At 55.7% G+C, this 21,549-nt stretch carries 21 protein-coding genes; 20 read left to right on the plus strand and 1 reads right to left on the minus strand.

Annotated elements, in window-relative coordinates; genetic code table 11:
* Positions 1-111 precede the first annotated feature (111 nt).
* The 12 genes from miaB to F8R23_RS11730 all read left to right on the plus strand — a co-directional run bounded on the left by miaB (position 112) and on the right by F8R23_RS11730 (position 11,824).
* The gene (gene miaB / locus F8R23_RS11675; RefSeq protein ID WP_129935804.1) at positions 112-1,548 is read left to right on the plus strand and encodes a tRNA (N6-isopentenyl adenosine(37)-C2)-methylthiotransferase MiaB; all 1,437 of its coding nucleotides are present in this window, start codon (positions 112-114) and stop codon (positions 1,546-1,548) included.
* Between the two features lie 191 nt (positions 1,549-1,739).
* On the plus strand, positions 1,740-2,075 hold the full coding sequence (locus F8R23_RS11680) for a zinc ribbon domain-containing protein YjdM (protein ID WP_085115587.1): 336 nt from the start codon (positions 1,740-1,742) through the stop codon (positions 2,073-2,075).
* Between the two features lie 215 nt (positions 2,076-2,290).
* The gene (locus tag F8R23_RS11685) at positions 2,291-3,346 is read left to right on the plus strand and encodes a PhoH family protein (protein ID WP_085115586.1); all 1,056 of its coding nucleotides are present in this window, start codon (positions 2,291-2,293) and stop codon (positions 3,344-3,346) included.
* Positions 3,343-3,825, plus strand: a complete 483-nt coding sequence (gene ybeY, locus F8R23_RS11690) for an rRNA maturation RNase YbeY (protein WP_129935806.1) — start codon at positions 3,343-3,345, stop codon at positions 3,823-3,825. The genes F8R23_RS11685 and ybeY overlap by 4 nt, the downstream gene beginning before the upstream one ends.
* 74 nt (positions 3,826-3,899) lie before the next feature.
* Positions 3,900-4,778 carry a CNNM family magnesium/cobalt transport protein CorC gene (corC, locus tag F8R23_RS11695; protein ID WP_012005653.1) on the plus strand — a complete coding sequence of 293 codons (879 nt, stop codon included), beginning with the start codon at positions 3,900-3,902 and terminating at the stop codon, positions 4,776-4,778.
* A 7-nt stretch (positions 4,779-4,785) separates the two neighbouring features.
* On the plus strand, positions 4,786-6,315 hold the full coding sequence (gene lnt / locus F8R23_RS11700) for an apolipoprotein N-acyltransferase (protein ID WP_129938578.1): 1,530 nt from the start codon (positions 4,786-4,788) through the stop codon (positions 6,313-6,315).
* Between the two features lie 381 nt (positions 6,316-6,696).
* Positions 6,697-7,593 carry an amino acid ABC transporter substrate-binding protein gene (locus tag F8R23_RS11705; RefSeq protein WP_151415652.1) on the plus strand — a complete coding sequence of 299 codons (897 nt, stop codon included), beginning with the start codon at positions 6,697-6,699 and terminating at the stop codon, positions 7,591-7,593.
* A 199-nt stretch (positions 7,594-7,792) separates the two neighbouring features.
* A complete protein-coding gene (locus F8R23_RS11710; protein ID WP_099065420.1) occupies positions 7,793-8,533 on the plus strand; it encodes an amino acid ABC transporter permease in 741 nt (246 codons plus the stop codon).
* Positions 8,533-9,207 (plus strand): glutamate/aspartate ABC transporter permease GltK, encoded by a 675-nt coding sequence (gene gltK, locus F8R23_RS11715; RefSeq protein WP_085115580.1) that lies wholly within the window; start codon positions 8,533-8,535, stop codon positions 9,205-9,207. Before F8R23_RS11710 ends, gltK begins: the two co-directional genes overlap by 1 nt.
* Complete coding sequence (locus tag F8R23_RS11720) at positions 9,207-9,932, plus strand: amino acid ABC transporter ATP-binding protein (protein WP_129935810.1); 726 nt, start codon at positions 9,207-9,209, stop codon at positions 9,930-9,932. Before gltK ends, F8R23_RS11720 begins: the two co-directional genes overlap by 1 nt.
* A gap of 111 nt (positions 9,933-10,043) precedes the next feature.
* Positions 10,044-10,976: a pyrimidine-specific ribonucleoside hydrolase RihA gene (gene rihA / locus F8R23_RS11725; protein WP_129938579.1), complete on the plus strand. Its 933-nt coding sequence runs from the start codon at positions 10,044-10,046 to the stop codon at positions 10,974-10,976.
* 149 nt (positions 10,977-11,125) lie between these two features.
* Positions 11,126-11,824, plus strand: coding sequence for an FMN-dependent NADH-azoreductase (locus tag F8R23_RS11730; protein WP_129935814.1), 699 nt, complete (start codon positions 11,126-11,128; stop codon positions 11,822-11,824).
* A gap of 57 nt (positions 11,825-11,881) precedes the next feature.
* On the opposite strand, the gene F8R23_RS11735 is transcribed toward F8R23_RS11730, so the two are convergent.
* Positions 11,882-12,364: a zinc ribbon-containing protein gene (locus tag F8R23_RS11735; protein WP_085115576.1), complete on the minus strand. Its 483-nt coding sequence runs from the start codon at positions 12,362-12,364 to the stop codon at positions 11,882-11,884.
* Positions 12,365-12,673: 309 nt separating this feature from the next.
* On the opposite strand from F8R23_RS11735, the gene leuS reads away from it, so the two are divergent.
* The 8 genes from leuS (at position 12,674) to mrdB (ending at position 21,549) form a co-directional block, all read left to right on the plus strand.
* On the plus strand, positions 12,674-15,256 hold the full coding sequence (gene leuS, locus F8R23_RS11740) for a leucine--tRNA ligase (protein ID WP_129935816.1): 2,583 nt from the start codon (positions 12,674-12,676) through the stop codon (positions 15,254-15,256).
* A gap of 14 nt (positions 15,257-15,270) precedes the next feature.
* Positions 15,271-15,831: an LPS assembly lipoprotein LptE gene (lptE, locus tag F8R23_RS11745; protein WP_112350034.1), complete on the plus strand. Its 561-nt coding sequence runs from the start codon at positions 15,271-15,273 to the stop codon at positions 15,829-15,831.
* Positions 15,828-16,862 carry a DNA polymerase III subunit delta gene (gene holA / locus F8R23_RS11750; protein WP_099065412.1) on the plus strand — a complete coding sequence of 345 codons (1,035 nt, stop codon included), beginning with the start codon at positions 15,828-15,830 and terminating at the stop codon, positions 16,860-16,862. The genes lptE and holA overlap by 4 nt, the downstream gene beginning before the upstream one ends.
* On the plus strand, positions 16,852-17,514 hold the full coding sequence (nadD, locus tag F8R23_RS11755) for a nicotinate-nucleotide adenylyltransferase (RefSeq protein WP_112350033.1): 663 nt from the start codon (positions 16,852-16,854) through the stop codon (positions 17,512-17,514). Before holA ends, nadD begins: the two co-directional genes overlap by 11 nt.
* A gap of 188 nt (positions 17,515-17,702) precedes the next feature.
* Positions 17,703-18,020, plus strand: coding sequence for a ribosome silencing factor (gene rsfS / locus F8R23_RS11760; protein ID WP_085115571.1), 318 nt, complete (start codon positions 17,703-17,705; stop codon positions 18,018-18,020).
* A 3-nt stretch (positions 18,021-18,023) separates the two neighbouring features.
* Positions 18,024-18,494 carry a 23S rRNA (pseudouridine(1915)-N(3))-methyltransferase RlmH gene (gene rlmH / locus F8R23_RS11765; RefSeq protein ID WP_004949595.1) on the plus strand — a complete coding sequence of 157 codons (471 nt, stop codon included), beginning with the start codon at positions 18,024-18,026 and terminating at the stop codon, positions 18,492-18,494.
* A 38-nt stretch (positions 18,495-18,532) separates the two neighbouring features.
* Positions 18,533-20,428 (plus strand): peptidoglycan DD-transpeptidase MrdA, encoded by a 1,896-nt coding sequence (mrdA, locus tag F8R23_RS11770; protein ID WP_099065410.1) that lies wholly within the window; start codon positions 18,533-18,535, stop codon positions 20,426-20,428.
* A gap of 8 nt (positions 20,429-20,436) precedes the next feature.
* The gene (gene mrdB / locus F8R23_RS11775; RefSeq protein WP_099065409.1) at positions 20,437-21,549 is read left to right on the plus strand and encodes a peptidoglycan glycosyltransferase MrdB; all 1,113 of its coding nucleotides are present in this window, start codon (positions 20,437-20,439) and stop codon (positions 21,547-21,549) included.

Below are 21,549 nucleotides of genomic sequence, written 5' to 3' on the forward strand. Positions count from 1 at the left end.
AGGTCGCATGCCGTTTTCCCCGCGCTGGTCACAACGGCGTCAAATGTTTACAATAGCGCCCTGCATGTCGCGTATCGCAACTTTCGCTCCGCACTGAGTAATGGCAAGTCAATGACCAAAAAACTACATATCAAAACCTGGGGCTGCCAGATGAATGAATATGATTCATCAAAAATGGCGGACTTACTGGGAAGCACGCACGGTTACCAATGGACCGACAACGCTGAAGAAGCCGACGTGCTGCTGCTGAATACCTGCTCGATCCGCGAGAAAGCGCAGGAAAAGGTTTTCGCCATGTTAGGGCGCTGGAAACTGCTGAAAGAAAAGAACCCGGCGTTGATTATCGGCGTGGGGGGCTGTGTTGCCTCGCAGGAAGGCGAACACATTCGCAGCCGTGCGCCCTGCGTCGACGTGGTGTTTGGGCCGCAAACCCTGCATCGCCTGCCGGAAATGCTCAACCACGTGCAGGGCACCCGCAGCCCGATCGTCGACATCAGCTTCCCGGAGATCGAAAAGTTCGACCGCCTGCCGGAACCCCGTGCAGAAGGCCCGACCGCCTTTGTCTCCATCATGGAAGGCTGCAACAAATACTGTACCTTCTGCGTGGTGCCTTATACCCGCGGAGAAGAAGTCAGCCGCCCAAGCGACGACGTGCTGTTTGAAGTCGCCCAACTGGCGGCGCAAGGCGTGCGTGAAGTCAACCTGCTCGGCCAGAACGTCAATGCCTATCGCGGGGCAACCTACGACGGCGGCATCTGCTCCTTTGCCGAGTTGTTGCGTCTGGTGGCGGCCATTGACGGCATCGACCGCATCCGCTACACCACCAGCCATCCGATTGAATTCACCGACGATATTATTGCGGTATACGAAGACACGCCGGAGTTGGTCAGCTTCCTGCATCTGCCGGTACAGAGCGGTTCAGACCGCATACTGACCATGATGAAGCGCGCGCACACCGCACTGGAATACAAAGCGATCATTCGCAAACTGCGCAAGGCGCGGCCGGACATCCAGCTCAGCTCTGATTTTATTATCGGCTTCCCGGGGGAAACCCAGGCCGACTTCGAACAGACCATGAACCTGATTGCCGAGATTAACTTCGACACCAGCTTCAGCTTTATCTACTCGTCGCGCCCTGGCACCCCTGCGGCCGATATGGTGGACGACGTCAGCGAAGACGAAAAGAAACAGCGCCTGTATATCCTGCAGGATCGCATCAACCAGCAGGTGCTGCAGTTCAGTCGCCGGATGCTCGGCACCGTACAGCGCATTCTGGTGGAAGGCACCTCACGTAAAAGCGTGATGGAGCTGGCGGGCCGTACCGCCTGTAACCGCATGGTCAACTTTGAAGGCACCCCGGATATGATCGGCCAGTTCGTTGATGTGGAAATCACCGAAATCTTGACCAATTCACTGCGTGGCGCAGTGGTGCGTACCGAACAGCAGATGGACCTGCGCGTACATGAATCCCCGCAGTCGGTGATTGCCCGTACCCGCAAAGAGAATGCGCTGGGTGTCGGCATTTACCAGCCCTCCCTGCATACTTGAAGCTGCATCTGTGTTGGCCCCCCAGTCACTTAGTTTACTAAGCTCCTGGGGACTTACGTTCTTGCCGCCTTGATGCAACTCCAATTATTTTGGGATGACATCTAGCACAAAAACATTTATTTCTCCGCCGGGCGCTTGCATCCGGCAATTTTCTTTTTTTTATTTTTTTGATGATTAAGAGGCGACATAGCATGCAACTCCCACACTGCCCGAAGTGCAATTCCGAATACACCTATCAGGACAACAACCTGTTTATCTGCCCTGAGTGCGCCCATGAGTGGAGCGACAGCGCCCCGGCAGAAGACAACGATGCCCTGATTGTCAAAGATGCCAACGGCAACCTGCTGGCCGACGGCGACGCCGTGACCGTAGTGAAAGATCTGAAGGTCAAAGGCAGCTCTTCGATGCTGAAAATTGGCACCAAGGTGAAGAACATCCGTCTGGTGGAAGGCGACCACAACATCGACTGCAAGATCGATGGCTTTGGCCAAATGAAGCTGAAATCTGAGTTCGTGAAAAAGAACTGATCCCCGGCTCCTATTCTCAAGTCAGTACGCGGCTGTTTTGGCCGCGTTTTTCCTCTGCCGCCCCTTGAATTACACCGTCGGCGCACAGATAGATCATGGGTAAACTTGCGCCCGTGCTTCGCACCATGAATAATTCAAGGTAGAGAACCTCAGGGCTTGCCCTGAATGCGCGTACCGAAAATCAACCAGGCCCGATATGAGCCTTGAGGAATAGTTTGAACGTCGCAACACAAGAAATTTTGTTAGAGCCGGCAGACAATCAGCGATTGCTCAGCCTGTGCGGCCCGTTTGATGACAATATCAAACAACTCGAACGTCGGTTGGGCATTGAGATTAACCGTCGTGACAATCGCTTTAAGCTGGTTGGCAAGAACCTGTGCGTGGTAGCCGCCGCCGATATTCTGCGCCACCTGTATGTGGACACTTCCCCCATTCGCGGCGTGATCCCGGATATCGATCCGGAACAGATCCATCTGGCGATCAAAGAAAGCCGGGTGCTGGAACAGGTTGCCGACAGCGTGCCGGATTACGGCAAAGCGGTCACCATAAAAACCAAACGCGGCATGGTGAAACCACGGACGCCAAACCAGGCGCAGTACATCGCCCATATTCTCGACCATGATATTACCTTCGGCATTGGCCCGGCCGGTACCGGCAAGACCTACCTGGCGGTTGCCGCTGCGGTAGACGCGCTGGAACGCCAGGACGTGCGCCGCATTATGCTGACCCGTCCAGCGGTCGAAGCCGGTGAGAAACTGGGCTTCCTGCCGGGGGATCTGAGCCAGAAGGTCGATCCTTATCTGCGCCCGCTGTACGACGCCCTGTTTGAAATGCTGGGCTTCGAGCGCGTGGAGAAGTTGATTGAACGTAACGTGATTGAAGTTGCGCCGCTGGCCTATATGCGTGGTCGCACCCTGAACGACGCGTTTATCATCCTTGATGAAAGCCAGAACACCACCATCGAACAGATGAAGATGTTCCTGACACGCATCGGCTTTAACTCAAAGGCGGTGATTACCGGTGACGTGACGCAGATAGACCTGCCGCGCAACCAAAAATCCGGCCTGCGTCACGCGATAGAAGTGCTGTCGGACGTCGAAGAACTGAGCTTCAACTTCTTCCATAGCGAAGATGTGGTGCGTCATCCGGTGGTCGCCCGCGTGGTAATCGCCTATGAAGCCTGGGAAGCCGCCGAACAAAAGCGCAAAGATGCCATTGCCGAACAACGTCAACGTGAGGCGACCCTCGCCTCCGAGCAGGAGACACGATGAGTCAGGTTATTTTGGATCTGCAGCTGGCCTGTGCAGACAACAGCGGCTTGCCGGACGAAGCCACCTTCCAGCACTGGCTGGAAGGCGTGCTGCCGCGGTTTCAGGAAGAGGCCGAGGTGACCATTCGCCTGGTGGACGAGGCCGAAAGCAACGAACTGAACCTGACCTATCGTGGCATGGACAAACCGACCAACGTGCTGTCATTCCCCTTCGAAGCCCCTCCGGGCATCGAGCTGCCGCTGCTGGGCGATTTGGTTATCTGTCGGCAGGTGGTTGAGCGTGAAGCCGTTGAGCAAGGCAAGGCGCTGGAGGCCCACTGGGCGCATATGGTTGTTCACGGCAGCCTTCATCTGCTAGGGTATGACCACATCGAAGACGATGAAGCCGAAGAAATGGAGTCTTTGGAAACCGAAATCATGCACGGACTGGGTTACCCGGACCCGTACCTGGCGGAAAAAGCCCCCTCTGACGTCAGCTGATTTCCCCACAGCCCCTGTATGGGGCTGTCGCTGACTCCCCTAACTCTGACATGAGTGATATTAACTAAAACGCCATGAGCGACGACCATTCACAAAGCAATGACAGCCCCAGTCCCAAGAAGGGGTTCTTTACTCTTATCCTTAACCAGCTGTTCCACGGCGAACCTAAAAACCGTGGCGATCTGGTAGAGCTGATCCGTGATTCCGAGCAAAACGACCTGATCGATCCCGATACCCGAGACATGCTGGAAGGCGTGATGGATATCGCCGAACAGCGCGTGCGCGACATCATGATCCCGCGCTCCCAGATGGTGACGCTCAAGCGTAACCAAACGCTGGAAGAGTGCCTGGACGTGATTATCGAATCCGCCCACTCGCGCTTCCCGGTGATCAGCGAAGATAAAGATCACATCGAAGGCATTCTGATGGCCAAGGATCTGCTGCCGTTTATGCGCGCGGAGTCCGAGGAATTCAGCATCGACAAGGTGCTGCGCACCGCAGTGGTGGTGCCGGAAAGCAAGCGGGTCGACCGGATGCTGAAGGAGTTCCGCTCCCAGCGTTATCACATGGCGATTGTCATTGACGAATTCGGCGGTGTGTCCGGCCTGGTCACCATCGAAGACATTCTGGAACTGATAGTCGGCGAAATTGAAGATGAGTATGACGACGAGGACGATCTGGATATCCGCCAGCTCAGCCGTCATATGTATACCGTGCGCGCGCTGGCACCGATTGAAGACTTCAACGAAGCCTTCGGCACCCACTTCAGCGACGACGAGGTCGACACCATCGGTGGCCTGGTCATGCAAGCCTTCGGTCACCTGCCAGCACGTGGGGAAACCATTGAAATCGAAGGTTACTTATTTAAAGTTGCGATGGCCGACAGTCGACGTATCATCCAGGTTCATGTAAAAATTCCGGACGATTCTCCGCAACCGAAACTGGAAGAATAAATCGAACATGGCTAAAGCCTCTTACCTTGATCGCCAGTGGGTTCGCGCCCTGCTGGCGCTGTTGACTGGTGCCAGCGGCACGCTGGCGTTTTCTCCTTACGATATCTGGCCGGCGGCCATTGTCTCCCTGTTCGGCCTGTTGGCCGTTACCCTCAATCGCACCACCAAACAATCTGCTCTGCTCGGCTTCTGCTGGGGTTTCGGCCTGTTCGGTACCGGGATCAACTGGGTTTACGTCAGCATTGCCGACTTCGGGGGCATGCCGTTCTCCGTCAATATTTTCCTGGTGGCGCTGCTCGCCGCCTATCTATCACTGTATACCGGGCTGTTCGCCGGCTTGCTGGCACGCCTTTGGCCTACCACCAGTTGGTACCGTCTGGCGATTGCCGCACCGGTGCTGTGGCAGGTTACTGAGTTTCTGCGCGGCTGGGTGCTGACCGGTTTCCCTTGGTTGCAGTTCGGCTACAGCCAGCTCAACGGCCCGCTGAAAGGCATGGCGCCGCTGCTGGGGGTGGATACCATTACCTTTATGTTGATGGCGATCGCCGGGCTGTTGGTTTACGCCATCAATCAACGCCGCATTACGCCGGCAGTGGTGGCTGTCGCCCTACTGCTGTTGCCGTGGCCGCTGCGCCAGTTGCATTGGTATACCCCACAGCCGGACAAGGCGGTCAACGTCGCCATGGTGCAGGGTAATATCGCTCAATCGATGAAGTGGGATCCCAAAGCGCTGGTCAGTACGCTGCAAACCTATCTGGATGAAACCCGTCCTTATATGGGCAAAGCGCCGATCATCATTTGGCCGGAATCTGCCATCCCGGATTACGAAGCCAGCCAGAACGGTTTCCTGACCATGATGGACGACCTGATGCGAGCCAAAAACAGCAGCCTGATCACCGGCATTGTTGACGTCCGCGCCACCCCACAGGGCCAGCAAATTTACAACAGTGCCATCGTGCTGGGTGAACCGACACCATACACTTATCCGGCCAAAGACCGCTATAACAAGCACCACCTGGTGCCGTTCGGCGAATTTGTGCCGATGGAAACGCTGCTGCGGCCACTTGCACCCTTCTTCGACCTGCCGATGTCCTCATTCAGCCGCGGCGATTACGTCCAGCCACAGCTCAGCGTGAAGGGCTATAACCTGACGGCGGCGATTTGTTATGAAATTGTCCTCGGCCAGCAGGTGCGCGATAACTTCCGCCCGGACACCAACTTCCTGCTGACCATCTCCAACGACGCCTGGTTTGGCCATTCCATCGGCCCGTGGCAGCACTTCCAGATGGCGCGCATGCGTGCACTGGAGTTGGGCAGACCCCTGTTGCGCAGCACCAACAACGGTGTGACTGCCGCCGTCGACGCCAACGGTGAAGTGATTGCAGAGATCCCGCAGTTCACTCGCAAGGTGCTGGAGGTGAAAATGACCCCAACCACCGGCATTACCCCTTATGCCCGCTTTGGCGCCACACCATTGTGGATCATCACCCTGCTGCTCGGCGGTCTGGCGCTGGTCCTCGGCCTGCGTCGTAAATAATCCCCCGGGGCGTTGCCATCCGCGCGCCCCGCTGTTTCCCCCACCTGTCCAAAATCATTGCCAAATCAATGCTTCTGGCACACTCCTTGCTTTAATTACTCCGTGATTTAGAACCGATTTACTTTTGCTGACGTTTCGTCGCATCTGTGCACAACCTGAGAGCATCACTGGCACCATAAGGGTGCATTGATATTTTGTTGCATTAATTTGGTGCGCGCGGCGTCTCAAAAAATGAAACATTTTAGTTTCAATTCGTTCACAATCGGCTATTTTCTAACGGTTATCTGTTCTAGGACTATCTTTATACTTGAGCAATAAATCTCCATTTAGAATCTGATGCTCTTTGAATTTGAGCTACCACAACAGCAAAGGAGTTGGACCATGCAAATGCGTAAATTGGCGTTATCGTTACTGCTGATCGGTATGGCGGCTAACGTAGCCCATGCGGAAGAACTGACCGGTACGCTGAAGAAAATCAAAGACAACGGCGTGATCGTTGTCGGCCACCGCGAATCGTCAGTGCCGTTCTCCTACTACGACAACCAGCAGAAAGTTGTGGGTTACTCCCAGGACTACTCCAACCAAATCGTTGAAGCGGTTAAGAAAAAACTGAACGCTCCGGATCTGCAGGTCAAAATGCTGCCGATCACCTCGCAGAACCGTATTCCACTGCTGCAAAACGGCACCTTTGACTTCGAGTGCGGCTCGACCACCAACAACCTTGAGCGCCAGAAACAGGCCGCCTTCTCTGACACCATCTTCGTGGTCGGTACCCGTCTGCTGGTGAAAAAAGGCTCTGACATCAAAGATTTCAAAGATCTGGCCGGTAAAGCCGTGGTGGTGACATCCGGTACTACCTCAGAAATCCTGCTGAATAAACTGAACGACAGCAACAAAATGAACATGCGCATCATCAGCGCCAAAGACCACGGTGATTCATTCCGCACCCTGGAAAGCGGCCGCGCAGTCGCCTTTATGATGGATGACGCTCTGCTGGCAGGTGAACGCGCGAAAGCGAAGAAACCGGACCAATGGGAAATCATCGCCACGCCACAGTCGAAAGAAGCCTACGGCTGTATGCTGCGTAAAGACGATCCTGAGTTCAAAAAACTGGTCGATGACACTATCGCTCAGGCTCAGACTTCAGGTGAAGCGGCCAAATGGTTTGATAAGTGGTTCAAACAGCCTATCCCACCGAAGAACCTCAACATGAACTTCGAACTGTCAGACGATATGAAGCAACTGTTCAAAGAGCCTAACGACAAAGCACTGAACTAATAAAACAGGCGCCAGGCCAACCTGGCTCTGTTGATGACTGGGACAGACAGGCATGCGGGAGGTCGTTCCCCTCCCGCATTTTCCCCATAACGCACCACCGATGCCCGCACAGATAAGTCAGCCCGACTGGCCGCGGTGCCATTGGCGCTGAATAGTCATCAATCTTTAGGCGCTCTGCGCCCGCTTAACGGAGTTTGTTATGTCAATAGATTGGAACTGGGGTATCTTCCTGCAGCAGGCCCCGTTTGGGAATACCACCTACCTCGGATGGATTTGGTCCGGCTTTCAGGTCACGGTGGCCCTCTCCGTCTGTGCATGGATTATCGCTTTCTTTGTCGGTTCGCTATTCGGTATTTTGCGTACCGTACCTAACCGCTTTCTTTCCACCCTCGGTACCTGTTACGTCGAACTTTTCCGTAACGTGCCGCTGATCGTGCAATTCTTTACCTGGTATCTGGTGATCCCTGAATTGCTGCCGGTGAATATCGGCATGTGGTTCAAAACCGAACTCGATCCTAACGTGCAGTTCTTCGTTTCTTCGATGCTGTGCCTCGGGCTGTTCACCGCCGCTCGCGTGTGCGAACAGGTACGCGCTGCCATTCAGTCACTGCCACGCGGTCAGAGAGCCGCCGGACTGGCCATGGGCCTGACGCTGCCGCAAACCTATCGCTACGTGCTGTTGCCGAACGCCTACCGGGTGATTGTGCCGCCGATGACCTCGGAAATGCTTAACCTGGTGAAAAACTCCGCCATCGCTTCCACCATCGGACTGGTCGACATGGCTGCCCAGGCCGGTAAATTGCTGGATTACTCGGCGCACGCCTATGAATCCTTTACCGCGATTACGCTGGCCTATATCGCCATCAACGCCGTGATCATGCTGTTTATGCGGCTGGTAGAGAGAAAAGTGCAGTTGCCCGGCAATATGGGGAGTAAATAATGTACGAATTTGACTGGGCATCGATTGTCCCAAGCTTCCCTTATCTGCTGCAGGGTCTGTTCATCACGCTGAAGATCACCGTGACCGCCATCGTCTTCGGTATCCTTTGGGGCACCATTTTGGCGGTAATGCGTTTGTCGCCGATCAAGCCAATCAGCTGGTTCGCCGCCTTGTACGTCAACCTGTTCCGCTCAGTGCCGCTGGTGATGGTACTGCTGTGGTTCTATCTGGTGGTTCCAAGCTTATTACAACAAGTTCTGGGGCTGTCGCCGAAAACCGATATTCGCCTGATCTCGGCTATGGTAGCCTTTTCCCTGTTTGAAGCGGCCTATTACTCGGAAATTATCCGTGCCGGTATTATCAGCATCTCGCGCGGCCAGTCTTCCGCCGCACTGGCTCTGGGCATGACCCACTGGCAGTCAATGAAGCTGGTCATTTTGCCGCAGGCGTTCCGCGCCATGGTGCCACTGCTGCTGACCCAGGGCATCGTACTGTTCCAGGATACTTCTCTGGTCTACGTACTGAGCCTGGCTGACTTCTTCCGTACCGCCTCAACCATCGGCGAGCGCGACGGCACCCAGGTTGAAATGATCCTGTTCGCCGGCTTTGTCTACTTTGTTATCAGTCTCGCCGCCTCGGCGCTGGTAAGCTATTTGAAGAAAAGGACTGTTTGATGATATCCCTGAAAAATGTTTCTAAGTGGTACGGTCACTTTCAGGTTCTGACCGATTGCACCACCGAAGTCAAAAAAGGTGAGGTGGTGGTAGTCTGCGGTCCTTCAGGCTCGGGAAAATCTACCCTGATCAAAACCGTCAACGGCCTGGAGCCGATCCAGCAGGGCGATATCCTGGTGAACGGGACCCCGGTCAACAACAAGAAAACCAACCTGGCGCAGCTGCGTTCCAAGGTCGGCATGGTGTTCCAGCACTTTGAGCTGTTCCCGCACCTGTCGATCATCGACAACCTGACGCTGGCCCAGGTAAAAGTGCTCAAGCGTGATAAAACCGCTTCCCGCGAGAAAGGCCTGAAGTTGCTGGAGCGCGTCGGCCTGACCGCCCACGCCAACAAGTTCCCCGGGCAGCTCTCCGGCGGCCAGCAGCAGCGTGTGGCTATCGCCCGTGCGCTGTGCATGGATCCTATCGCCATGCTGTTCGATGAACCAACCTCAGCGCTCGATCCGGAAATGATCAACGAAGTGCTCGACGTCATGGTCGAACTGGCGAACGAAGGCATGACCATGATGGTGGTGACCCACGAAATGGGCTTTGCCCGCAAGGTGGCTAACCGGGTGATCTTTATGGATGAAGGCAAAATTGTCGAAGACCGCAATAAAGACGATTTCTTCAATAACCCTGAGTCTGAACGCGCCAAAGACTTCCTGGCAAAAATCCTGCACTGATTTATCTGATGCGCTCCATTCGGGGCGCACCTCCCCCTTACCGGCACTAAAAGCGCTTGTTTCTCCCTGGTTTTGATCCGATGCTCGGAACACAACTACAAGGAGATCCACATGCCTCGCCCTATCATTATCGATTGCGATCCCGGCCTCGACGACGCCATTGCCCTCGCCATGGCACTGAGTTCACCGGAACTGGAAGTGAAAGCCATTACGACCTCCGCCGGCAACCAGACGCCGGAGAAAACCCTGCATAACGCGCTCGGGCTGCTGACGCTAATGAAGCGTGAAGACATCCCTGTCGCCGCCGGTGCCGCAGCCCCGCTGATGCGTGAGCTGGTGATTGCCGACTATGTGCATGGCAAAACCGGCATGGGCAATACCCATCTGCCAACGCCCACCATCAAACCGGTCAAACAAAGCGCCGTCGAACTGATCGCCAGCCTGCTGCGCAGCAGCCCGGAACCCATCACTCTGGTGGTCACTGGCCCCATGACCAATATCGCCCTGCTGCTGGCCCAGCACCCCGCACTGAAAGGCAACATCGAGCGCATCGTCTTTATGGGCGGTGGTATGAACGCCGGTAATACCACCCCGGTGGCGGAATTTAATATTTTTGTCGATCCCGAAGCCGCCGAGATGGTACTGAAGTCCGGCGTGCCCTTGACCATGGCCGGGTTGAACGTCACCCACCAGGCTCTGGTACTACCACAAGATATCGAACGTATCCGCCAAATTGACAACCCGGTGGCACAGGCGGTAGCCGAAATGCTCGACTTCTACCTGCCGCTGTATCTCAGCCACCCACGTGGGTTACCGGGTGCCGCAATGCACGACCCCTGCACCATCGCCTGGCTGCTGGCCCCTCAGTTGTTTAGCAGTATCGAACGCTGGGTCGGGGTGGAAACCAAAGGGGAATACACCCAGGGCATGACGGTAGTGGATGTATTCCAGCAAACTGGCAAAGCCGCCAACGTGGAAGTACTGACCGGTATCGATCGTGAAGGGTTTATCGATCTGCTGGCTGAACGAATCGCACGCTACTGACCCACAGGGGCGCAAGATACGCCCCAACATTCAATTTTTTTGATTTAACTCAGCGAATTTTTACGCTATCACTGATCCCGGCTTGCCTCTAAGATGCTGTTAAACGCACAGCATCGCTGACACCCTAGAGCAAGCCTGGAGATAACCGCATGAGTCGTATACTGGTCCTGAAATCAAGTATTCTGGGCGATTACTCCCAGTCTGGAAAATTGGTCGATTTTTTTGTTCAACAGTGGCAAGAAGCGCACCCAAGTGACACCTTTACCTTCCGCGATTTGGCCACCCCCACTCTGCCAGAACTGAACGGTGAAGTGATCGGCGGTTTTAGTGCTGGGGATAAACCCTTAACCCCCTATCAGCAACAGACGCTGGCGCTTTCCGATGAGCTGATTGCCGAACTGAAATCGCATGACACCCTGATCATCAGCGCACCGATGTACAACTTTAACATCCCGACCCAGTTGAAAATTTACTTCGACCTGATAGCACGCGCCGGCCAAACCTTCCGTTACACCTCTGAAGGATCCGAAGGCCTGGTCACCGGCAAGAAAGCGATCGTAATCTCCAGCCGTGGCGGTATCCACGCTGAGACGCCAACCGACCTGATCACGCCTTATCTGAAGCTTTTCTTAGGCTTTATCGGTATTACGGACGTGGAATTCGTGCTGGCGGAAGGATTTGCTTACGGGCCGGAAGCGGCAGAAAAAGCGACACAAGACAGCCGTATCGCGGTGGCACAGAAAGTCCCTGCAACCCTATACACCGCCCTCACAAGCGAGCCTGAACGGGCAACGGCCACGACTGGCGGCGGTTTTCTCAGTAACCTGATGAAAAAGCTGTTCGGTTAATGACGATCTCCCTGCCCCAGCCCTTTCCACTCAGGAGAAGGCCAGGGTGCGGAGAACTTAAGGTTCAAAAGGCCGACGCTGAAACTGGTCATGGCCGCATTTCGGACACAGCGGCAGCACTTCCGGCGTGTAAAACGCCATATGATGGTGACACTGCTCGCACACCAGATTCCCCAACCCAACCACTTCACCGCTGTGGTAAACGCCATGATGGCTGACGTCCTTGAACACTTCGCGCCATTCCAACTGGGTTTTGTCGGTAATGTCCGCCAGTTCCTGCCACAGGCTCTCTTTAATCACCCGCATAAAAACGCTGTCGGTAAATTCTTCCCGGCTTTCCTGATAGCTGCGAGCGAACTCTTCCAGATCGCGCCGTACCGCCAGGGTCACCTGCTCCACTTCATCGCGCGTCAACTCACCCGCTTCGTTCAGCCGTTTTTCAGCGCTCGCGACCAGTGAGTCAATATCACGTTCGCCATTTTTCAAGCGTTCGGTCAGAGATGCCACCAATTCGCGGTAGTACTGAGCAACCTTGTTCATAATCTCTCCTCGATGAACTTACGTGACAGGGCTTTCCTCCCATACCCTGCAGATTTCAAGCTGCAGCCTGAAAGCTATAGGGTATAAACTATCCCTTATCATTTTAGCCGTAAATTGCTGATGTCACTTGGCAAGGCACGGGATCCTCAAGATGTGAGTCATATCATGGCGGGGATTTTTTAAATACGTCGAGTCGGGCGCTTGGTGTTGTTGCCGAGAGGTCTTATCAGCTATGCTATGCGGATCTATAAGTACTCAACAGAATGCTACGGATGTAGCTGTTTTACACCTACAGGACCACCAGCCGCCATGCAAGAGCAATACCGTCCAGAAGACATAGAATCGAACGTACAGCTTCACTGGCAAGAGAAGCAAACTTTCAAGGTTACCGAAGATGCGAGCAAGGAAAAGTATTACTGCCTATCCATGCTGCCATACCCATCAGGCCGTCTGCACATGGGACACGTTCGTAACTACACTATCGGCGACGTGATCTCGCGCTATCAGCGCATGCTGGGTAAAAACGTACTACAGCCGATCGGCTGGGATGCGTTCGGCCTGCCGGCGGAAGGCGCTGCGGTCAAGAACAACACCGCACCGGCCCCGTGGACCTACGACAACATCGAATACATGAAGAACCAGCTCAAACTGCTGGGCTTCGGCTATGACTGGGATCGAGAGATCGCCACCTGCGATCCGGATTACTACCGTTGGGAACAGTGGTTCTTCACCAAGCTGTACGAAAAAGGCATGGTCTACAAGAAGACTTCTGCGGTGAACTGGTGCCCACACGATCTGACCGTGTTGGCCAACGAACAGGTTATCGACGGCTGCTGCTGGCGCTGTGACACCAAGGTAGAGCGTAAAGAGATCCCACAGTGGTTTATCAAAATCACGGCTTACGCCGACCAACTGCTGAACGATCTGGATACGCTTGAAAGCTGGCCAGAGCAGGTGAAGACCATGCAGCGTAACTGGATTGGCCGTTCCGAAGGGGTAGATATCACCTTTGACGTGGCGGGCAGCGAAGAGAAACTGACCGTTTACACCACCCGTCCAGACACCTTCATGGGTGCCACCTATGTCGCCGTCGCTGCGGGTCACCCGTTGGCGCAACAAGGCGCTGTGAACAACCCGGCGCTGGCTGAATTTATCGAAGAATGCCGCAACACCAAAGTGGCCGAAGCCGAAATGGCGACGATGGAGAAGAAAGGCATGCCGACCGGCCTGTTCGCCATCCACCCGCTATCCGGTGAGCAAGTGCCGATTTGGGTCGCCAACTTCGTGCTGATGGAATACGGCACCGGCGCGGTAATGGCGGTTCCGGCTCACGACCAACGTGACTGGGAGTTCGCCACCAAATACGGTTTGCCGATCACGCCGGTCGTACTCACACTCGACGGCAGCCAACCGGATGTACAAGCCGAAGCGATGACCGAGAAAGGCGCGCTGTTCAATTCCGGCGAATTTGACGGGCTGGATCACCAGGCCGGTTTCAACGCCATTGCCGATAAACTGGTCGCCAAAGGCGTCGGCCAGCGCAAGGTTAACTACCGTCTGCGTGACTGGGGTGTTTCTCGCCAACGTTACTGGGGTGCACCAATCCCAATGGTCACGCTGGAAGACGGCACCGTAATGCCAACCCCGGAAGACCAACTGCCGGTGATCCTGCCGGAAGACGTGGTGATGGACGGCATTACCAGCCCAATCAAGGCCGATCCCGAGTGGGCGAAAACCACCGTTAACGGCCAGCCGGCGCTGCGTGAAACCGATACCTTCGACACCTTTATGGAGTCTTCCTGGTACTACGCGCGCTACACCTGCCCGCAATACGACCAGGGCATGCTGGATCCCGCCGCCGCCAACTACTGGCTGCCGGTGGATCAGTATGTTGGGGGTATCGAACACGCCATCATGCACCTGATGTACTTCCGCTTCTTCCACAAGCTGCTGCGTGACGCGGGGCTGGTCGATTCCGACGAGCCGGCAAAACGCCTGCTGTGTCAGGGCATGGTACTGGCTGACGCCTTCTATTACAGCGGCAACAGCGGCGAACGCGTCTGGGTTTCCCCAGTCGACGCCACCGTTGAGCGCGATGACAAAGGCCGCATTATTAAAGCCACCGATCCACAAGGTCGGGAACTGGTCTATGCTGGCATGAGCAAAATGTCGAAGTCGAAAAACAACGGCATCGACCCACAGGTGATGGTTGAGAAATACGGTGCAGACACCGTGCGTCTGTTCATGATGTTCGCCTCGCCGGCAGAAATGACGCTGGAATGGCAAGAATCCGGCGTAGAAGGGGCAAACCGCTTCCTGAAACGCGTCTGGAAACTGGCCTACGAACACCTGGAGAAAGGGGCAGTGCAGCCGCTGAACGTAGCAACGCTGACCGAAGACCAGAAAGCACTGCGCCGCGATCTGCACAAAACCATCGCCAAAGTGACCGACGATATCGGCCGCCGTCAGACCTTCAACACCGCGATTGCCGCCGTGATGGAACTGATGAACAAGCTGGCCCGTGCACCGCAAGAAAGCGAACAAGATCGCGCCCTGCTGCAGGAAGCGCTGCTGTCTGTGGTTCGCATGCTGTATCCGTTCACCCCCCACGTGTGCTTCTCACTGTGGCAGGCGTTGGGCGGTGAAGGCGATGTGGATACCGCAGCCTGGCCGCAAGCCGACGAGCAAGCCATGGTCGAAGACTCCAAGCTGGTGGTGGTACAGGTCAACGGCAAGGTTCGCGCTAAAATCACTGTGGCAGCCGATGCAACCGAAGAACAGGTGCGTGCGCGCGCCGCTGAGGAACATCTGGTCGCTAAATATCTGGACGGGGTTACGGTTCGTAAAGTGATCTATGTTCCGGGCAAATTGCTTAACCTGGTTGTGGGTTAACACAAGGAGGAATTGTGCGACAACGTATTCTGACGCTGTTGCTGGGGTTGGCGGTGCTGGTCACCGCCGGCTGCGGTTTTCACCTGCGTGGCACCACGCAGGTACCCTCGGAGATGAAAACGCTGATTCTGGACAGCTCAGACCCTTATGGTCCGCTGACCCGTTCGGTGCGTGAACAATTACGTCTGAGCGACGTGACCATTGTCAAAGATGCAAAACGTAAGGATCTCCCTTCCCTGCGCATCATTGGCGCCACTGAAAGCCAGGATACCGCCTCGATCTTCCAGGACGGTAAAACCGCTGAGTACCAGATGGTACTGTCGGTCCAGGCACAGGTGCTGATCCCGGGTCACGATCTGTATCCGCTGAACGTGAAAGTGTTCCGTTCGTTCTTCGATAACCCGCTGACCGCACTGGCAAAAGATTCCGAACAGGACATTATTCGCCAGGAAATGCGTGAGCAGGCAGCCCAGCAACTGGTGCGTAAACTGCTGACGGTACACGCAGCGGAAGAAGAAACTCAGCAGAAAGCTGCTGCCGCTGGTGAAAAAGCGGCAAGTCGCGTCGAGCAATGATCCGTATTTACCCTGAACAACTTGCCGCGCAGCTCCGAGAGGGGCTGCGCGCTTGTTATTTATTGAGTGGCAATGAGCCGCTGCTGTTGCAGGAAAGCCAGGATCTGATCCGCCAAACGGCACAGCAACAGCAATTCACCGAGCACTACAGCATTTCGCTCGACGCCCATACCGACTGGGACGCCATTTTCAGCATCTGTCAGGCCATGAGCCTGTTCGCCAGCCGTCAGACGCTGCTGCTGATCTTCCCCGATAACGGGCCGACCGCCCCAATCGGCGAACAGCTGATCAAGCTGGCCGCTCTGCTGCATGACGACATTTTACTGATGCTACGTGGGCCACGCCTGACCAAAGCGCAGGAAAACAGCGCCTGGTTCAAAGCACTCAGCCCGCATGGCGCTTACGTCAGTTGCCAGACACCGGAACAGGCGCAGTTACCCCGCTGGGTAGCGCAACGCGCCAAAGCCATGAAGCTGGAACTGGACGACGCAGCCAATCAACTGATGTGTTATTGCTACGAAGGCAACCTGCTGGCGCTGTCGCAGGCGCTGGAACGGTTGTCGCTGCTGCACCCGGACGGCAAGCTTACCCTGCCGCGCGTTGAACTGGCGGTCAATGACGCCGCGCACTTCACGCCATTCCACTGGCTGGACGCCCTGCTGGCGGGCAAAAGCAAGCGCGCCTGGCATATCCTACAGCAGATGCAGCAGGAAGATGTCGAACCGGTGATCCTGCTGCGCACCCTGCAGCGTGAATTGCTGCAGTTACTGAACCTGCAGCGGCGCATGGCGTCAGTGCCGCTGCGTACGCTGTTTGACCAGTACAAGGTCTGGCAAAACCGCCGTAACCTGGTCACCCAGGCATTACAACGGTTATCCGCAGCCCAGCTGCGGCAAGCGGTTCATCTGCTAGCGCAGATTGAAATTACCCTTAAGCAGGATTACGGCCAGTCGGTCTGGTCGGAACTGGAAACCCTGTCGATGCTGCTGTGCGGCAAACCTCTGGCCACGAGTTTTTCAGATGCCCACTAATCCGCAAGACACCACCGTCCTGCACGCCCTGTTTGGCGGCACCTTTGACCCGATCCATTACGGCCATCTGCGGCCAGTAGAAGCGCTGGCCGCCGAGGTTGGCCTGAACCGGGTCACACTGCTGCCCAACCACGTGCCCCCGCACCGCCCTCAGCCCGAGGCTAACGCTCAGCAACGGTTGAAAATGGTTGAACTGGCAATTGCCGGCAACCCGCTGTTTGCGGTTGACGATCGCGAACTGCACCGCACCACGCCGTCCTACACCATAGAGACGCTGGAAGCCATTCGTAAAGAACGTGGCGCTGCATTGCCGCTGGCGTTTATTATTGGCCAGGACTCGTTGTTGACGTTGCACAAATGGCACCGCTGGCAATCGCTGCTGGAGACCTGCCACCTGCTAGTGCTGGCGCGACCTGGCTACAACGACCGGATGGACACGCCGGAACTGCAGCAGTGGCTGGAACAGCATCAGGTGACCGATGCCGCTCTGCTGAGCCTGCAACCACAGGGCTATATCTACCTGGCCGATACGCCGCAGCTGGAAATTTCAGCGACGGAAATCCGCCAGCGCCGCCACCTGGGTCTCGACTGTGACGACCTGTTGCCGCGTTCGGTACAGCGCTATATCGAGTTACAGGGTTTATATCGCTAGCGAGAGCCGCATGATATACTGCGCCGCTATTTTTCAGGTATTCGCTGAAAACCCCGGAAACCTTAGCTGGCCGGGCAGTCACCAGCTGGCTTTCAGCGGCATCCTGCCGACTTATCATTGATTCAGGCCGCAAAACGGGCAGTTGCCCGCCGCAGTCGAATGAACAGAACACTCCCGAGGGGGAACCTTTGCAAGGTAAAGCGCTCCAAGATTTCGTCATCGATAAAATTGATGACCTGAAAGGTCAAGACATTATCGCTCTGGATGTACAGGGTAAATCCAGCATCACCGATTGCATGATCATCTGCACCGGTACTTCTACTCGTCACGTGATGTCGATCGCCAACCATCTGGTGCAAGAATCCCGTTCTGCGGGCATGGAACTGTTTGGCATGAAAGGCCAGGAAGCTTCCGACTGGATAGTGGTTGATCTGGGTGAAGTGATCGTCCATGTAATGCAAGAAGAAAGCCGTCGTCTGTACGAGCTGGAAAAACTCTGGAGCTAAGCGGTGAAACTGCAACTGGTAGCGGTCGGCACTAAAATGCCAGACTGGGTGCAGACCGGCTTTATGGATTATCTGCATCGCTTTCCGAAAGATATGCCGTTTGAGCTGACCGAAATCCCGGCGGGCAAGCGCGGCAAGAATGCCGATATCAAACGCATTCTGGAAAAGGAAGGCGAACAAATGCTGGCGGCGGTAGGCAAAGGCAATCGCATTGTCACGCTGGATATCCCCGGTACGCCGTGGGAAACGCCGCAGTTAGCACAGCAGCTCGAACGCTGGAAGCAGGACGGCCGCAACGTCAGCCTGCTGATTGGCGGCCCGGAAGGGCTGGCACCGGCGTGCAAGGCCGCAGCAGAACAAAGTTGGTCGCTCTCACCGTTGACATTGCCGCATCCTTTAGTGCGCGTTCTGGTGGCTGAAAGCCTCTATCGCGCCTGGAGTATTACAACAAATCATCCTTACCACCGGGAATAGCCGGTGGTAACCGTGACAGAGTGAAATAAAGCAGCGGGATGAAAATAGAACGTAACCCTTTTCGCGACTATACGGCTGAATCCGCCCTGTTTGTACGCCGCGCCCTGGTGGCGTTCTTTGTCATCCTGGTGCTGACCGGCACCCTCATCGCCAATCTGTATAACCTACAAATCGTCCGCTTTGAGGATTACCGCACCCGTTCCAACGAAAACCGCATCAAACTGGTGCCGATCGCGCCCAGTCGCGGCATTATCTATGATCGCAACGGCACTCCGCTGGCGCTCAACCGCACCATTTATCAGCTGGAGCTGATGCCGGAGAAGGTCGATGACCTGAAGGCCACGCTGCAGGCACTGCGTCCGGTGGTCGATCTGACCGACGAAGACATCACCAACTTCGAGAAAGAGCGCAAGCGCTCGCGCCGTTTCGTCTCCATTCCGGTGAAAACCGCCCTGAATGAAGTTCAGGTAGCACGGTTTGCGGTTAACCAGTTCCGCTTCCCCGGCGTCGAGGTCAAAGGCTACCAGCGTCGCTACTACCCGTATGGCTCCGCCCTGACCCACGTGATCGGCTACGTGTCGAAGATCAACGACCGCGATGTCGAACGCCTGGATAAAGAGAGCAAGCTGGCCAACTACGCCGCCACCCACGATATCGGCAAGCTGGGTATCGAACGTTATTACGAAGATACCCTGCACGGCAAAACCGGCTACGAAGAGGTTGAAGTCAACAACCGCGGCCGGGTGATCCGCCAACTGCATGAACAACCCCCGTCCGCCGGTCAGGACGTTTACCTGACGCTGGATCTCAACCTGCAACGCTATATCGAGCAGTTGCTGGTCGGCAGCCGCGCGGCAGTGGTGGTGAGCGATCCGCGCACCGGCGGCATTCTGGCGATGGTGTCCAACCCCAGCTATGATCCGAACCTGTTCGTCGATGGCATCTCCAGTAAAGACTATCAGGGGCTGCTCAACGATCCGAACCGGCCGTTGATTAACCGCGCCACTCAAGGGCTATACCCACCGGCCTCAACGGTGAAACCCTACATTTCCGTCTCGGCTCTCAGCGCCGGGGTGATCACCAAAAATACCACCCTGTTCGATCCCGGCTGGTGGCAATTGCCCGGCTCGGAAAAACGCTTCCGTGACTGGAAAAAGTGGGGCCACGGCCGCCTGAACGTCACCAAAGCCCTGGAAGAGTCAGCGGATACCTTCTTCTATCAGGTCGCCTACGATATGGGTATCGATCGCCTGTCGACCTGGCTGACCAAGTTCGGGTACGGCGAATATACCGGCATTGATCTGTCCGAAGAGCGTTCCGGCCTGATGCCGACCCGCGACTGGAAATTCAAGCGCTATAAAAAGCCCTGGTATCAGGGCGACACCATTCCTGTGGGCATCGGCCAGGGCTACTGGACCGCAACACCGATCCAGATGGCCAAGGCACTGACCACACTGATTAACGATGGTAATGTCAAAACGCCGCACCTGCTGCAGAGCACCAGAATCAATGGTGCGCTGGTGCCTTTCATTCAGGAAGAAAGCAAGCAGATCGGCGATATTCATTCCGGCTTCTGGGAAATTGCCAAAGATGGCATGTATGGCGTGGCCAACCGTCCGAACGGCACGGCACGTAAGTACTTTGCAGGTACGCCATACAAAGCCGCGGCGAAATCGGGTACCGCACAGGTATTCGGTTACGAAACCTATAACGCCCACAAACTCGCAGAGCACCTGCGTGACCATAAACTGATGACGGCCTTCGCACCTTACGATAATCCGACGGTCTCGGTCGCCATCATTCTGGAAAACGGCGGCGCAGGTCCGGCGGTCGGGACGATTACTCGTCAGATCCTCGACCATATTTTGCTGGGCGACAACAATACGCAATTACCGGACGCGGCCCCACTGCCGCCTGGTGTAGAAGGTGATTAAGGTAGAACATGACTGAAAGCCAACAAAAGGGCTCGATCTGGACCAAAATCCATATCGACCCCACATTCCTGGTATTAATTCTGGCCCTGCTGGTCTACAGCGCGTTCGTGATGTGGAGCGCCAGCGGTCAGGATATCGGCATGATGGAGCGCAAGATCGGCCAGATCGTCATGGGGCTGATCGTGATGGCCGTGATGGCACAGATCCCACCGCGAGTTTATGAAAGCTGGGCACCGTATTTATATATTTTCTGCGTGATCCTGCTGATTTTAGTGGACGCTTTCGGGCAGATCAGTAAAGGCGCACAGCGCTGGCTGGATCTTGGTTTTGTGCGCTTCCAGCCGTCCGAGATCGCTAAAATCGCCGTGCCGCTGATGGTGGCGCGCTTTATGAACCGCGACGTCTGCCCACCTTCGCTGAAGAATACCGCCATTGCACTGGTGCTGATTTTCCTGCCGACCTTACTGGTGGCCGCACAGCCAGATCTGGGGACTTCGATTCTGATCGCCGCCTCCGGCCTGTTCGTGCTGTTCCTGTCCGGTATGAGCTGGAAGTTGATCGCCGTGGCCGCCGTACTGCTGGCGGCCTTTATCCCGGTGCTGTGGTTCTTCCTGATGCACGGCTATCAACGCGACCGCGTCATGATGCTGCTCGATCCGGAAACCGACCCACTTGGTGCCGGTTACCATATTATTCAGTCAAAAATCGCCATAGGCTCCGGCGGCCTGTCCGGCAAAGGCTGGCTGCACGGCACCCAGTCACAGTTGGAATTCCTGCCGGAACGTCACACCGACTTTATCTTCGCGGTATTGGCCGAAGAACTGGGGCTGATCGGGGTGCTGGTGTTACTGGCGCTATACCTGCTGGTGATTATCCGCGGGCTGATGATCGCCGCCAAGGCACAAACCACCTTCGGCCGGGTCATGGTCGGCGGTCTGATGCTGATTTTGTTCGTTTATGTGTTTGTTAACATTGGTATGGTCAGTGGTATTTTGCCGGTAGTTGGCGTACCTTTGCCTCTGGTCAGCTACGGGGGTTCGGCGCTGATTGTGCTTATGGCTGGGTTCGGCATTATCATGTCGATCCACACGCATCGAAAAATGATGTCCAAGAGTTTATAA

This window comes from Serratia proteamaculans, from assembly GCF_008830365.1.
GTDB lineage: Bacteria > Pseudomonadota > Gammaproteobacteria > Enterobacterales > Enterobacteriaceae > Serratia > Serratia proteamaculans.